13 protein-coding genes are annotated in these 13,559 nt (G+C 67.6%); 6 read left to right on the forward strand and 7 right to left on the reverse strand.

The window, feature by feature from the left end:
* Positions 1-7: 7 nt before the first annotated feature.
* A complete protein-coding gene (locus ACFWP0_RS14115; RefSeq protein ID WP_377842904.1) occupies positions 8-1,021 on the forward strand; it encodes a zinc-binding alcohol dehydrogenase family protein in 1,014 nt (337 codons plus the stop codon).
* A gap of 19 nt (positions 1,022-1,040) precedes the next feature.
* Here the strand turns inward: ACFWP0_RS14115 and ACFWP0_RS14120 are convergent, their stop codons facing one another.
* The 3 genes from ACFWP0_RS14120 to ACFWP0_RS14130 all read right to left on the reverse strand — a co-directional run bounded on the left by ACFWP0_RS14120 (position 1,041) and on the right by ACFWP0_RS14130 (position 3,336).
* Positions 1,041-1,397, reverse strand: coding sequence for a hypothetical protein (locus ACFWP0_RS14120; RefSeq protein ID WP_377842905.1), 357 nt, complete (start codon positions 1,395-1,397; stop codon positions 1,041-1,043).
* A gap of 89 nt (positions 1,398-1,486) precedes the next feature.
* Positions 1,487-2,389: an aldose 1-epimerase gene (locus tag ACFWP0_RS14125; protein WP_377842908.1), complete on the reverse strand. Its 903-nt coding sequence runs from the start codon at positions 2,387-2,389 to the stop codon at positions 1,487-1,489.
* Between the two features lie 89 nt (positions 2,390-2,478).
* Positions 2,479-3,336, reverse strand: coding sequence for a LysR family transcriptional regulator (locus tag ACFWP0_RS14130; protein WP_377842910.1), 858 nt, complete (start codon positions 3,334-3,336; stop codon positions 2,479-2,481).
* Positions 3,337-3,474: 138 nt separating this feature from the next.
* Here ACFWP0_RS14130 and ACFWP0_RS14135 point away from each other — a divergent pair, with 138 nt between their 5' ends.
* The 4 genes from ACFWP0_RS14135 to ACFWP0_RS14150 all read left to right on the forward strand — a co-directional run bounded on the left by ACFWP0_RS14135 (position 3,475) and on the right by ACFWP0_RS14150 (position 8,772).
* On the forward strand, positions 3,475-4,413 hold the full coding sequence (locus ACFWP0_RS14135; protein ID WP_377842911.1) for a DMT family transporter: 939 nt from the start codon (positions 3,475-3,477) through the stop codon (positions 4,411-4,413).
* Positions 4,414-4,481: 68 nt separating this feature from the next.
* A complete protein-coding gene (gene mutS / locus ACFWP0_RS14140; RefSeq protein ID WP_377842913.1) occupies positions 4,482-7,136 on the forward strand; it encodes a DNA mismatch repair protein MutS in 2,655 nt (884 codons plus the stop codon).
* Positions 7,133-8,326 carry a JmjC domain-containing protein gene (locus ACFWP0_RS14145; RefSeq protein WP_377842916.1) on the forward strand — a complete coding sequence of 398 codons (1,194 nt, stop codon included), beginning with the start codon at positions 7,133-7,135 and terminating at the stop codon, positions 8,324-8,326. Before mutS ends, ACFWP0_RS14145 begins: the two co-directional genes overlap by 4 nt.
* Before the next feature lie 218 nt (positions 8,327-8,544).
* Positions 8,545-8,772 (forward strand): endopeptidase, encoded by a 228-nt coding sequence (locus ACFWP0_RS14150; RefSeq protein ID WP_377842918.1) that lies wholly within the window; start codon positions 8,545-8,547, stop codon positions 8,770-8,772.
* Between the two features lie 228 nt (positions 8,773-9,000).
* On the opposite strand, the gene bamC is transcribed toward ACFWP0_RS14150, so the two are convergent.
* The 4 genes from bamC to ACFWP0_RS14170 form a co-directional block, all read right to left on the reverse strand.
* A complete protein-coding gene (gene bamC / locus ACFWP0_RS14155; protein ID WP_377842920.1) occupies positions 9,001-10,125 on the reverse strand; it encodes an outer membrane protein assembly factor BamC in 1,125 nt (374 codons plus the stop codon).
* 17 nt (positions 10,126-10,142) lie between these two features.
* On the reverse strand, positions 10,143-11,048 hold the full coding sequence (gene dapA / locus ACFWP0_RS14160) for a 4-hydroxy-tetrahydrodipicolinate synthase (RefSeq protein WP_377842921.1): 906 nt from the start codon (positions 11,046-11,048) through the stop codon (positions 10,143-10,145).
* 87 nt (positions 11,049-11,135) lie between these two features.
* Positions 11,136-11,783 carry a site-2 protease family protein gene (locus tag ACFWP0_RS14165; RefSeq protein WP_377842923.1) on the reverse strand — a complete coding sequence of 216 codons (648 nt, stop codon included), beginning with the start codon at positions 11,781-11,783 and terminating at the stop codon, positions 11,136-11,138.
* A 69-nt stretch (positions 11,784-11,852) separates the two neighbouring features.
* A complete protein-coding gene (locus tag ACFWP0_RS14170; RefSeq protein WP_377842925.1) occupies positions 11,853-12,479 on the reverse strand; it encodes an L-threonylcarbamoyladenylate synthase in 627 nt (208 codons plus the stop codon).
* 84 nt (positions 12,480-12,563) lie between these two features.
* Here ACFWP0_RS14170 and ACFWP0_RS14175 point away from each other — a divergent pair, with 84 nt between their 5' ends.
* Positions 12,564-13,415 (forward strand): neutral zinc metallopeptidase, encoded by an 852-nt coding sequence (locus tag ACFWP0_RS14175; RefSeq protein ID WP_377842927.1) that lies wholly within the window; start codon positions 12,564-12,566, stop codon positions 13,413-13,415.
* Positions 13,416-13,559: the final 144 nt, after the last annotated feature.

Genomic DNA, 13,559 nt, shown 5'->3' on the forward strand with positions numbered 1-13,559 from the left:
CCCCGCCATGAAAGCCATCGCCTACTTCAAGAACCTGCCCGCCGACAACGCCGAAGCCTTGCAGGACATCACCGTCGCCGACCCCGTGCCGGGCGACCACGACCTGCTGGTGGATGTGCACGCCATCTCGGTCAACCCGGTCGACGTCAAGATCCGCGCCAACCGCAAGCCCAAGGACGGCCAGCCCGAGATCATCGGATGGGACGCCGCCGGCATCGTGCGCGCCGTCGGCGCCAGAACCAGCCTCTTCAAGCCGGGCGACCGCGTCTGGTACGCCGGCGCCCTGACCCGTCCGGGCGCCAACAGCGAGCGCCACGTGGTGGACGAGCGCATCGTCGGCCACATGCCCAAAAGCCTGGACTTTGCGCAGGCGGCCGCGCTGCCGCTCACCACCATCACCGCCTGGGAACTGCTGTTCGACCGCCTGCGCGTGCTGGACAACGCCGCGCCCAGCCAGCGCAGCCTGCTGGTCATCGGCGCGGCGGGCGGGGTGGGATCGATCCTGGTGCAGCTGGCCCGCCAGCTGACCGGCCTGACCGTGATCGGCACGGCCTCGCGCCCCGAGACGCAGGCCTGGGTGCGCGAACTGGGCGCGCATTACGTCATCGACCACGGCAAGCCGCTGACCGAAGAGCTCAAGCGCATCGGCTTTGACGACGTCAGCTACATCGCCGGCCTGAACCAGACCGACAAGCACTTCCCGCAGATGGCCGAGGCCATCGCTGCGCAAGGCAAGATCGCGCTGATCGACGACCCCGCCGCGATCGACGTGCGCCTGCTCAAGAGCAAGGCCGCATCGTTGCACTGGGAATTCATGTTCGCGCGTCCGCTGCACGACACGCCCGACCTGATCGCCCAGCACGAGCTCCTGAACCAGGCGGCCCGCCTGATCGACAACGGCACCCTGCGCACCACGCTGGGCGAGCACTACGGCAAGATCAACGCCGAGAACCTGCGCCGCGCCCATGCGTTCATCGAAAGCGGCAAGGCGCAGGGCAAGGTCGTGCTGGAAGGGTTCTAGGGAGCAGGCGCTCCGCGCTTTAGCCGCGCCCTTCGCGCCGGGCGCGCGCATGCGGATCGCCGATCTCGGTTTCCAGTTCAGCGATCAGCCACTCGAACCAGCCGTTCTCGGTGCGGGCGTACACCACCGCGGCCGGCGTCTTGCCTTCGCGCCAGCCTGGCTGGTGCGTGTCCATCCACGACGCCAGGCTCTTGTGCGGCGCCAGCAGGCCGGACAGCCAGGACCAGACGTACTCGGGCACGTTACGGCGAAACCCCTTCGCGCTGGCGTAGATGGTCGGCTCAAGCGGCAGGTTGCCGGAGCGGGCCAGCTTCGCCTGCGTCCGGCGCAGCGTCTCGGCGGCAGCCTGCAATTGTTCGGTGCTGAGCTTTTTCACGTAACGACTCCTAGACTTGGTTTGACCGGATTATCACCGCAGGGCCCGGCGCTTTCAAAGCGCCGCGTTCGCCCGGGGCCGTTACTGCATCACGCGCCGCGCGGCGGCATCAGCGCAAGCAAGGCGGTCGCGCTGAAGCGTCCGCCGGGTTCCAGCACCCGCATGCCGCTGCGGGTCTCGCCCGCCGCCGCCAGATTGAAGGCGTCGGCCACGTTGGTCACCGGCTCCACGCAAAGAAAATCGGCGCCCGGCGCGGTGTACACCACCAGGTGCGCGAACGCCGGATCCGCGTGCAGCGCCAGTTGGCGGCCATCCGGCCAATGCAGGGTCGCGCGCCCTTCCCATTGCGACAGATAGGTATCGCAGCCCTCGGCGGACTGGCGCAGTTCGCGCACGTGCGTGACCTGGCTGCCCGTGGGCAAGCCGTCCGCATCCGACGGCCAGATGCGCCGCGCATGCAGCGTTACCCGCTGCGCCGTGAAGTACGGGTGGATGCCCAGGCCAAACGGCATGGGCGTGTCGCCCTGGTTGGAGATGACCAGCGTCAGGCCGAGCCCGCGCGCATCCAGGCGCCAGCGCTGCACGCATTCGAACGGCCACGGCCAGCCCAGCACGCCGGCGGGCTGGCTCAGCACCAGGTCGACGCTGTCTTCCGTCTGGTTGCGGACCTGCCAGGCCTGGAAGAGCCCCGCGCCATGAATGGCCTGCGGCCGCCCCGGCACGGACTGCAGGACGTGCCTTGCGCCATTGAAGGTGAACTCGCCGCCGCGGATGCGGTTGGAATAAGGCGCCAGCGGATAGGACCCGGCCCGCGGCCACTGGCCGGCCGGCCACTCGGTGGCCGTCAGCGGCACGATCCAATCGTGCGCGCCCGTGGCCAGGCGCGTCAGCCGCCCGCCGCCGCCCGGCGCGAACTCGGCCTGGTGCGGCCCGCTGGCGATGGAAACGCGCTCGCTGGCATCCAGCACCGCGGGAACGGGAATATCCTGCATGGCTCTGTGGCTCCCGCGGCATCGACAAGGGCCGCGCCGTGCGATTGTGCCCGTCCGCGCGCGCCCGCCGCAAGTTCGGCGGGCCGGCCTCAGCGTTCCAGCAGGACCTCGGCCAGCGCCAGCACCTTGGCCTGCGGCGCGTCCTTGCGCCAGGCGAGCCGCGTTTTCACGCTGCCGAAGCGGGCAGGCAGGCGATGGATGCTGAGGCGGTCTTTCTCGGCGTAGCCCGCGAGCACGCTGCGCGGCACCAGCGCCACCCCCATGCCCACCGCGACACAGCCCAGGATCAGATGGTACGAACCCATCTCCACGATGCGCTCGGGCATCGCGTGCCCTCGGGCAAACCATTCCTCAAGCCGCAGCCTGTGCGGACAGCCCGGATGGAAGGCGAGAATCGTCTTTTTCGGCAAGTCCCTGGGCGAGGCGATCGGCGCATGCCGGGCTTCCGCGACGATCACCAATTCCTCGACGTAGATTTCCCGCGTATCCAGGCGGGGATCCGCCAGCGGTCCCGCGACGAGCACCGCGTCCAGCCGGGAATCCAGCAGTTGCCGGACCAGATCGCGCGGGTCGCCGGAGTAGAGCTCCAGCGCGACATCGGGATAGCGCTGGTGAAAGCGGTCCAGCGGCTCGGGCAGCCGCGCGGCGGCCGTGCTTTCCATCGCGCCCACGCGCAGCACGCCCACGGGCCGGTCCCCTTGCACCGCGCCGGCCGCCTCCCGGGCCAATTCAAGCAGGCGGTCCGCATAGTCCAGGAGTATTCGTCCCGAAGGCGTCAGCTGGAGGCGGCGCCCTTCGCGCGTGAAGAGCGAGACGCCCAACTTGCGCTCCAGGGCCTGGATGCGCGCCGTCACGCTCGACTGCGCCCGGTGCAGCGTGTCCGCCGCGCGCAGCACGCCTCCCGCCTGCACGACGGTCCTGAAAATCTGTAGGTCTGAAAGGTCCATATATCGTATTTAGAGAATTGTTTGTTCGTTATAAATCGTTTTTTTAAATTTCTCCAACGACGTATAGTCGCCTGGCCATATGCCGATCGGCACACTCTCACGACGCCCCAGGACGACATGTCTACGCAAACCAGTATCTTGTCCCAGACGCCCCAACGCCGGCCATGGGTGGCCGGCGTCCTCTACGGGCTCGCCGTCGCCCTGATCTGGTCGGGCTGGTCCGTCGCCACGCGCTTCGCGGTCACCACCAGCCTGCGTCCGTATGACGTGACGTTCCTGCGCTTCGCGGTCTCCGCCCTGTTCCTGTGGCCGGTGCTGGCCCGCAACCGGCTGGACATCCGGCGGATCGGCATCGTACGGCTGCTGGTCATGGCGCTGGGCGCGGGCGTCCCCTTCATGCTGCTGGCCTCGTCCGGCATGCGCTTCGCGCCGGCCTCGCACGTCGCGACGCTGATGATCGGCGCCATGCCGATATGGGTAGCCGTGCTGTCCGGCCTGCTGTTCGGCGAACGGTTTACCCGACGCCAGCTGTGCGGCATGGCGGCGGTCGTGGCGGGAGTGCTCTGCATAGGCGGCTATGCCTTGCTGGCCAACCGCGCGGCGGGCGAATGGCGCGGAGACCTGCTGTTCCTCCTGGCCGGCCTTTGTTTTGCCGCCTTCACCGTCGCGCAGCGCCGGTCGGGCATCAGCCCCTGGCAGGCGACCGCGCTGGTCAATGTCAGTTCGGCCATCCTGTTCACGCCCATCTATTTCCTGTGGCTGGAGCCGGACCTGGCCTCCGCGTCGGCCGGGGAACTCGCGCTGCAGGTCGTCGCGCAGGGCGTGGTCGTCGCCATCCTGGGCATGTACTGCTATGCGCAGGCCGTGCAGCGGCTGGGCGCGCCGCGCGCCGCCATGTTCGGCGCGCTGGCGCCCGCGTTCGCGGTGATCATCGGCATGCTCTTCCTGCGGGAGATCCCGGCCTGGACAACCTTGGCCGGCATAGGCCTGGTCATGGCCGGCGTCGCGCTGGTGGTCGCCGGAGGACGGGCGCGCGCGGCGGGATTGCCCGCGCGGGAGGCGCCGGCAGCAAGGTAAGTGCGCGATACGGACTAAAAGCTCCCCCGGCGCCGCAGGCAGTCTTGCGCCCCGATACAATCACGGGCATGAATTCAGCAATACAACCCATCGCCGCCGAGGCCCACGCGGGCCACACCCCCATGATGCAGCAATACCTCCGCCTTAAAGCGGAGGCCGGACCCTTGCTGCTCTTCTACCGCATGGGCGACTTCTATGAAATGTTCTACGAAGACGCCGAACGCGGCGCGCGCCTGCTCAACCTGACGCTGACCAAGCGCGGATCGTCCAACGGCATCCCCATCCCGATGGCCGGCCTGCCCGTCCACGCCATGGAGCAGTACCTGGCGCGCCTGGTGGCCCTGGGCGAGTCCATCGCCATCTGCGAGCAGATCGGCGATCCGGCGGCATCCAAGGGGCCGGTCGAGCGCCGCATCGTGCGCATCGTCACGCCCGGCACGCTGACCGACGACGCGCTGCTGCCGGCCAAGGCCGACCGCGCGCTGGCCGCGGTGTTCGTAAGCGGCAATGCGCGCGCTCCGCGCGCCGGGCTGGCGTGGCTGAACCTGGCCAGCGGCGAGTTCCGCGTGACCGAATGCGCGCCCGCCCAGCTGGAATCCGAGCTGCACCGCGTCGCCCCGGCCGAGATCGTCTGCGCCGACAGCGCGGAGTTCGATTTTCCGTTCGAAGGCGCCCGCTCCCGCGTGCCGGACTGGCACTTTGAAAGCGACGGCGCGCGCGCCCACCTGCTCGCGCACTTTAAGACCGACACGCTGGCGGGCTTCGATATCGAAGACATGCCGGCCGGCATCTGCGCGGCGGGCGCCTTGCTGCGCTACGCGGCGCGCACCCAGTCGCAGGCCCTGGCCCACGTGCAGAGCCTGTCGGCGGAGCGCCCCGGCCAGTATGTGCTGCTGGACCCGGTGACGCGCCGCAACCTGGAACTGACGCAGACGCTGTCGGGCGAAGACTCGCCCACGCTGTTCTCGCTGCTGGACGGTTGCCGCACGCCCATGGGCAGCCGCCTGCTGCGCCGCTGGCTGCACCACCCCTTGCGCGAGAACGAGCAGGCGCTGGCGCGCCAGCAAGCCATCTCGGCGCTGCTGGCGGGCCGCATGGACGTGGAGCAGACCTTCGGGTCGGCCGGCCTGCTCGAGGCCCTGCGCGCGGCGCTGAACGCCTTTCCCGATATTGAGCGCATTGCGGCGCGCCTGGCGCTGCGTTCCGTGCGCCCGCGCGAGCTGGCCAGCCTGCGCGATGCGCTGGAGTCCCTGCCCGCCCTGCGCGACCTGGTCGAGCCGATGTCGGACTCGCCCCGTCTGGGCGAGCTGATTTCGCATTTGTCGGTGGATCCTGCGCTGGCCGCGCTGCTGGTGCGCGCCATCGCCGCGGAGCCCGCCGTGGCCATCCGCGACGGCGGCGTGCTGGCGGCGGGCTTTGACGCCGAACTGGACGAGCTGCGCGGCCTGGCGGCCGACGGCGGCGATTTCCTGGTGCAGCTGGAAGCCCGTGAACGCGAGCGCACCGGCATCAGCAACCTGCGCGTCGAATTCAACCGCGTGCATGGCTTCTACATCGAAGTCACCAAGGGCCAGACCGCCAAGGTGCCCGAGGACTACCGCCGCCGCCAGACGCTGAAGAACGCCGAACGCTACATCACGCCCGAGCTCAAGACCTGGGAAGACAAGGTGCTGTCGGCCCAGGACCGCTCGCTTGCCCGCGAGAAATGGCTGTTCGAGCAGTTGCTGGACGTGCTGGCCGAGCACGTGCGCCCGCTGTCCGACTGCGCCGCGGCGCTGGCGGAACTGGACGCGCTGGCCGCCCTGGCGGAACACGCGCGGCGCCACGACTGGATCGCGCCCGATCTCTCGGAGCAGGCCGACATCGACATCGAAGCCGGCCGCCACCCGGTGGTGGAACACGCCATCGAACGCTTCACGCCGAACGGCTGCCGCCTGGATCCGGCGCGGCGCATGCTGCTGATCACCGGCCCGAACATGGGCGGTAAATCGACCTATATGCGGCAGGTGGCGCTGATCGTGCTGCTGGCGCGCATCGGCAGCTTCGTGCCCGCCTCGCGCGCCCGCATCGGCAAGATCGACCGCATCTTCACGCGCATCGGCGCGGCAGACGACCTCGCGGGCGGGCGCTCGACCTTCATGATGGAAATGACGGAGGCCGCCGCCATCCTGTCGGCCAGCACGCCCAACAGCCTGGTGCTGATGGACGAGATCGGCCGCGGCACGTCCACCTACGACGGCCTGGCGCTGGCCTGGGCCATCGCCTGCCGCCTGCTGGCCCACAACCGCGCGCTGACGTTGTTCGCCACGCACTATTTCGAGCTGACCCGCCTGCCGGCCGAGCAGCCCGCGTCGGCCAACGTCCACCTGGCCGCCGCCGAATCGGCGGGCGGCATCGTCTTCCTGCACGAAGTGCGCGAAGGCCCCGCCAGCCGCAGCTACGGGATCCAGGTGGCGCAGCGCGCGGGCGTGCCCGCCGCCGTGATCCGCCAGGCCACGCGCGAACTGGAGCGCCTGGAAGCCCAGGGCGCGCCCACGCCGCAGCTTGGCCTGTTCTCGGCCGCGGCCGAGGCCGACGCGCAGGCCTATGCCGAGGCCGAACGCTCCGACGCCATCGAAGCGCTGGACACCCTGCGCGTGGAGCTCGCCGCCATCGACCCCGACAGCCTCACCCCGCGCGAAGCGCTGGATGCCCTCTACCGCCTGAAAAAGCACCTCCAATGAACCTCGACCAACCCCTGCCGCTGCTGGGCAATCAAAGCCCCAACGACTTCATGCGCCGCTACTGGCAGAAGAAGCCGCTGCTGATCCGCCAGGCCATCCCCGCCTTCAAGCCGCCGGTCACCATCGCGGCCATCAAGAAGCTGGCGCGCCGCGACGATGTGGAGTCGCGCCTGATCTGGCGCGAGAACGGCGAATGGCAGATGGAAAGCGGCCCCTTCGCGCGCCTGCCCAAGGACAACGAAGGCGACTGGACTCTGCTGGTGCAAAGCGTGGACCTGCACAGCGACGCCGCGGCCGAGCTGATGGGCTTGTTTCGCTTCATCCCCGATGCGCGCCTGGACGATGTGATGATCAGCGTCGCCAGCCACGGCGGCGGCGTCGGGCCGCACTTCGACAGCTACGACGTGTTCCTGCTGCAAGCCGCGGGCGAGCGCGAATGGAGCTACGGCCGCCAGAAGGACCTGTCGCTGGAGCCGGACCTGCCGCTGAAGATCCTGAGCAACTTCCAGCCGGAAGAAAAGGCCGTGCTGGCCCCGGGCGACATGCTCTACCTGCCGCCGCAGGCCGCCCACGACGGCATCGCGGTGGGCGACGGCTGCATGACCATCTCCATCGGCTTTCGCGCGCCCACGCAGGCGACGCTTGCGCGCGGCTTGCTCGAAGCGGCCGCGGACCAGGTCATGGCGCGCGTCGGCCTGCTGGGCGGCCCCTACGGCGAACCCGCCCTGCCCGGACCGAAGCTGTCCGCCGTCTATCGGGACCCGGCCCAGCCGGCCGTGGCCACGCCGGCGGCACTGCCCGATGCGCTGGTCGCCGCCACCCTGGAAACCGTGGAAAAGCTGCGCTTGGACGACGCCCTGGCCTCGCGCTTCCTGGGCTGCTGGCTGACCGAGCCCAGCAATCTCAGCGTGTTCGATGCGCCCGAAGGCATGGACGTGGATCTGGAAGAGGACTGGCCCGCCGCCGGCCGGCTGACACTGGACCGGCGCAGCCGCATGCTCTATCGCGACAAGCAGCTCTTCATCAATGGCGAAACGGCCATGACGCCCGCCGTTGCAGCCTTGCGCAAGCTTGCCGACGCGCGCAGCCTGGACTGCGCGGATCCCGCCTGCGCGCGCCTGTCCGACGATGCGCGCTCATGCCTGGCGGACTGGCTGGATTCGGGGTGGATCCACTACGTGCCGGCGTAGTATCTGGAAACGTCGGCGTATCTGTCTAGCACAGAAAGAAATCAGGTCTGTAAGCGTGGTCACATCAAGAAAGACATAACACGAAGCTGAAAGGTTTGTTGCCGTTGGGATGCGACCTCTTTAACTTTCATACGCGATGACGCCGCACCTTCCTGTAGCCTGAATTCTGGTTTCCCCTAACGGGGTTTCAAGAGTCGTCATCTACAGGAGTCCAAATAATGATGAGCAAAACCTTGATTATTGCCTCGGTGCTGGCCGTCGCGCTTAGCGCTTGCAACAAGAAGGAAGATGCCCCGGCGCCCGCGACCAACCCCACTCCGGGCGCGAGCACGCCCGCTCCGACCACTACGCCTCCGGCCACCTCGCCCGCTCCGGCGCCCACGCCCGGCACCACGCCTGGCGGCGGTTCGACCACCCCGGGCGGATCGACCACCCCCGCGTCGTAATCATTCAGGCACGAACCCCCGCTCTGAAGACGCCAAGAAAAGCCCCGGAAACGGGGCTTTTTTATCGCCGGGCTGCGCCAAGACAAGAAAACCCTATCAGGGGCAGCAAGCGTGCGCGGCATGGGCTTTTTACGCCCCGCGGCAACCCCATGAAAAAAGGCCCTTGCGGGCCTTTTTTCTGTTTGCCCCGGCAGGGGCGGGAAGGCCGCGCTGGCGGCCCCCCGGGGGCTACATCTTGTCCTTCAGGACGCTCAGCAGGCGCTGGGCGGTGGCGCTGCTGTCCGGCGCGCCATTGGCGTCCAGCACCGTCACCGTGGTCTGGTCGCCGCTGGCGACCAGATGGATGCGGTACTGCGGCGCCTGCGCCTTCTTGTCGCCCGAGAACATGCGGCTGAAGAAGCCCGGCTGGTCGATCTTCTCGCCCGTGTCGGTATCCACGTAGCGCACGAAGTAGTCGCCGGCCGAACGGTCGCGGTCTTCCACGGCGAAGCCGCCGCCATCGAGCGCCACGCCGACACGGCGCCATGCGCGGTCGAACGATTCGCTGACGATGAGCGAGGCGCCTTGAGCGCGGACGTCCTGCTGCACGGCAGGCTTTTGCGGCGAGGCTTCGGCCTGCTGCACCAGCTTGCGGGCGTTGTCGACGTCGGAACCCAGGTAGACCATCATGCGCGCCAGCATGGCGGCGTTCAGGCCCGGATCTTCCTTGCCGTTCTGCCACTGCACCTGGCCGCCGTCGGCGCCCACGCGCTTTTCAAGCATCTGGCGATGGCTGACAAAGACTTCGGTGTGGCCATTGACGCGTTCCACGCGAGTGCGGAATTTCTCGCGTTCGCCGCTGTCCCATGCCGTTTCCAGCACGGCGCCCAGGGCTTGGCGCAGCCAGCTTTCCGGGATCTTGGCGCGGTTTTCCGCCCAGTCCGTTTCGATCAGGCCGGCGCCGGGGTTGTTGCTGGCCACGGTAAAGCCGTTCTCGGTCCAGAAGTCGATCAGGCGCGGGAATACTTCTTCGGGAGGACGGTCCACGACCAGCCAGCGCAGATCGCCGTCGCGCTCGACGCGCATGTCCTGGCGGCCGGGAAGCACATTGCTGGCCTTCGGGGCGCTGGCCTGGGCCTGGCCTTGCTGCTGGAACTGCGAGTACGTCGTCGAGCCCGACGCGGGCGCGCGATAGCGCGGGTCGCTATTGGCCTGGGTCAGGTCGGGCGGAATGCTCAGAGGCTCTCCACGCTGAGTGACGGCGCTCTTGTAGTTGACGGATTCTTCATTGCCCAGGAATTGGTTGACCTCGGAGCAGCCGGCCAACAACACCAGAGACATCAATGCCGACAAACCGGCATGACGTTTGTTCATACGTATCCTCACGATATTTAGAGCAGACCCGTTTCCTGGAGCGCGCCGCGCACCGTGTCGTGATGCTGCGCCCCCAGTTCAACCAGCGGAAGCCGGTAGCCCAGTGCGCTGCGGCCCATTTCGGCCAACGCCCACTTGACGGGGATAGGATTGGCTTCAACGAACAAAGCCTTGTTCAGACGCGCCAGGTACGCGTTAAGTTCACGGACCTTCGGCACGTTGCCGGCCAGGGCGGCGGCACAGAGCTCGCGCATGAGCTTGGGCGCCACGTTGGCCGTAACGGAAATATTGCCGCGCGCGCCCAGCAGGATCAGGGCGGCGGCGGTGGGATCGTCGCCGCTGAAGACCTGGAAGCTGGCGGGCGCTTCGCGCAGCAGCAGGCCGCCGCGGGCGATGTCGCCGGTGGCGTCCTTGATGCCGATGATGCCCGGCACCTGCGCCAGGCGCAGGACCGTTTCGTTGCTCATGTCGGCAACGGTGCGGCCCGGCACGTTGTACAGGATGGTGGGCAGATCGACAGCTTCCGCGATGGTGCGGAAGTGGCGGTACAGGCCCTCTTGCGAGGGCTTGTTGTAGTAAGGGACGACCGACAGGCCGGCCTGCGCGCCAACCGCCTTGGCGTGGCGCGTCAGATGGATGGCTTCGTCGGTGGAGTTGGCGCCCACGCCTGCGATGACCGGGATGCGGCCCGCGGCGTGCTCGACGGCGACGCGGATCAGTTCCGCGTGCTCTTCCATCGAGACCGTGGGCGACTCCCCGGTGGTGCCCACCACCACCAGTGCGTCGGTTCCTTCCTGGACGTGCCAGTCGATCAACGACCGGTAGGCAGCGTAGTCGAGGCTGCCGTCGGGCTGCATTGGGGTGACCAGGGCCACCATGCTGCCCTGGAAATTAACGCCTGCGGCGGTTGCAGGGGATGCCATAAATGTAGGGCTCCAAAACCCCGCGGCGGGATGCCGCAAGGCCAGAATCAATGAAACCGCTGAGTTTAACGGATATTGGCCGAAATCCTAGAGAAACCACTGAACGATTGTCGTTCCCAGCGCCAGCACCGGGCGCATCAAAAGCCACAGCACGTCGGTGACCAGCAGGACGACGACGATCACCAGCCCATATGGCTCTATTTTCGAGTACTGCCAGGCCATGCGGTTGGGCAGCAGGCTGAACAGGATGCGTCCCCCGTCCAGCGGCAGGATGGGCAGCAGATTCAGCGCCATCAGCACGAGGTTGACGTTGACGCCGGCCATGGCCATTTCAAACCAGAAGCTTTCCTGCAAGCCGCTTTCCACGAACAGGCGCAGCGACAGCGCCCACAGGATGGCCATGAAGAGATTGGCCGCCGGGCCGGCCAGCGCCACCCACAGCATGTCCTTCTTGGGGCGGCGCAAGCGGCTGAAGTCCACCGGCACGGGCTTGGCCCAGCCGAACAGCATGCCCGGGCTGCCCAGCAGCTTGGAGGCCAGCAGAATCGCGACCGGCACGAGCAGCGTGCCGACGGGATCGATATGCCGCGCCGGATTCAGGCTGACGCGCCCGGCCTGATAGGCGGTCGGGTCGCCGAACATGCGCGCGACAAAGCCGTGCGCGGCTTCGTGCAAGGTGATGGCGAAGATAACCGGTATCGCGTAGACCGCAATGGTTTGGATGATGTCATTCATGGCGAACCGGATTGTAGATGAGCCGCGTGCCGGCGCGGGCCGGCACGGACGTCATGTCGGCGGGAAAAATCAGACAAGACCCAAGGTGGCCGGATCGCCGCGGCCGACGCGCACGACCACCGGCTCTTCGCTGGTGAGGTCGATCACGGTGGTGGGCGACTGCGGGCAGGCGCCCGCGTCGATGATGGCCGCCAGGTCGTGGTCGTAGCGTTCGCGGATGTCTTCGGCGTCGTTCAGGGCTTCTGTCTCGTCCTTGGGGATGAGCGTCGTGGAGAGCAGGGGCGCCCCCACCTGCTCCAGCAGGCCCAGCATGACGGCGTGGTCCGGCACACGGATGCCGATGGTCTTGCGCGAGGGATGCGAAACGCGCCTGGGCACTTCCTTGGTGGCTTCGAGTATGAAGGTCCAGGGGCCCGGCGTCGCGGCCTTCAGCAAGCGGTACTGCTTGTTGTCGACGCGCGCGAAGTGGCCGATTTCAGCCAGGTCGCGGCACAGCAGGGTGAGATGGTGGCGTTCGTCCAGGCCGCGCAACCGGCGCAATCCGTCGGCGGCGTTCTTGTCATCCAGACGGGCGACAACGGCATAGCTGGAATCGGTGGGCACGGCGACCAGGCCCCCGTCGTTAAGCCATTGGGCTGCCTGCTTGAGCAGGCGAGGTTGAGGATTTGCAGGATGAATGGAGAAATACAGGGCCATGGGTTTATCCTAACATTCTTGAAAGCCGCTCAACACAGCGGCGATGCAAAATGGCGGTAACGCCGAACCGCCTGGAGAAACAGTATGCGCCTCGATGACTCGCGCAAAAGCGACAATGTGGAAGACCGCCGCGCCAGTGGCCCACGAATCGGCGGACGCGGCACCATCGGCATCGGTACGATAGTACTTGCCTTGGTCGCCATGTATTTTGGCGTGGACCCCAGCGTGGTCCTGCAGATGGCGGAAGGTCCCGCAACGCAGCAGGAAGCGCCCGCCACCAGCCCGCCGGCCAACGATCCGCAAGCGGTCTTCGTGTCGAAGGTGCTGGGCGAGACCGAAGACGTCTGGTCCGCCATTTTCCAGAAAGAGCTGAACCGCCAGTACGTGGAGCCCAAGCTCGTGCTGTTCCGCGGCGCCACGCCCACGGCCTGCGGCACCGGCCAGGCCGCGATGGGGCCTTTCTACTGCCCCGGCGACAGCAAGGTGTATATCGACCTGGCTTTCTTCGATGAATTGCAGAGCCGCTTCAAAGCGCCCGGCGACTTCGCGCAAGCCTACGTGATCGCCCACGAGGTCGGCCATCACGTGCAGCATCTGCTGGGCATCTCGGATCAGGTGGACAATCTGCGCCGCCGCAATCCCGCGCAGGCCAATGCGCTGTCGGTGCGCATGGAGCTGCAGGCCGACTGCTTTGCCGGCCTGTGGGCGCAGCGCGCCAACGCGGCGCGCAACATCCTCGAAGGCGGCGACGTCGAAGAGGCGCTGGCCGCCGCCACGGCCATCGGCGACGACCGCCTCCAAAAGCAAACCCAGGGCTATGTGGTGCCCGACGCCTTCACGCACGGCACGTCTGCCCAGCGCGTGCGCTGGTTCAAGCGCGGCCTGGAAGGCGGCAGCCTCAAGCAATGCGACACGTTCGGCGCCAGCACCCTCTAGTGCGCGCCCTGCCCCTTTGACTGTATATCCATACAGCCAAAGGGCTCATACCGTCTTCATCTTGTAAGATTACGCCCCCTCGCAGTGTTGCGCGCGCGTGTCCCGTCCGCCGCGACGCGGGCGGCGCAGCGCATGCAGAGCGCA

Origin of the sequence: Achromobacter sp. NPDC058515, from assembly GCF_042721735.1 — a bacterium.
Lineage (GTDB): Bacteria > Pseudomonadota > Gammaproteobacteria > Burkholderiales > Burkholderiaceae_B > Achromobacter.

What these genes read in the sequence shown, in the direction of transcription:
- ACFWP0_RS14145 (WP_377842916.1), top strand. Translation starts at nt 7,133, where the DNA reads ATGAACCTCGACCAACCCCTGCCGCTGCTGGGCAATCAAAGCCCCAAC.
- ACFWP0_RS14130 (WP_377842910.1), bottom strand. Translation starts at nt 3,336, where the DNA reads ATGGACCTTTCAGACCTACAGATTTTCAGGACCGTCGTGCAGGCGGGA.
- ACFWP0_RS14115 (WP_377842904.1), top strand. Translation starts at nt 8, where the DNA reads ATGAAAGCCATCGCCTACTTCAAGAACCTGCCCGCCGACAACGCCGAA.
- ACFWP0_RS14165 (WP_377842923.1), bottom strand. Translation starts at nt 11,783, where the DNA reads ATGAATGACATCATCCAAACCATTGCGGTCTACGCGATACCGGTTATC.
- bamC (WP_377842920.1), bottom strand. Translation starts at nt 10,125, where the DNA reads ATGAACAAACGTCATGCCGGTTTGTCGGCATTGATGTCTCTGGTGTTG.
- mutS (WP_377842913.1), top strand. Translation starts at nt 4,482, where the DNA reads ATGAATTCAGCAATACAACCCATCGCCGCCGAGGCCCACGCGGGCCAC.
- ACFWP0_RS14170 (WP_377842925.1), bottom strand. Translation starts at nt 12,479, where the DNA reads ATGGCCCTGTATTTCTCCATTCATCCTGCAAATCCTCAACCTCGCCTG.
- ACFWP0_RS14175 (WP_377842927.1), top strand. Translation starts at nt 12,564, where the DNA reads ATGCGCCTCGATGACTCGCGCAAAAGCGACAATGTGGAAGACCGCCGC.
- ACFWP0_RS14125 (WP_377842908.1), bottom strand. Translation starts at nt 2,389, where the DNA reads ATGCAGGATATTCCCGTTCCCGCGGTGCTGGATGCCAGCGAGCGCGTT.
- dapA (WP_377842921.1), bottom strand. Translation starts at nt 11,048, where the DNA reads ATGGCATCCCCTGCAACCGCCGCAGGCGTTAATTTCCAGGGCAGCATG.
- ACFWP0_RS14150 (WP_377842918.1), top strand. Translation starts at nt 8,545, where the DNA reads ATGATGAGCAAAACCTTGATTATTGCCTCGGTGCTGGCCGTCGCGCTT.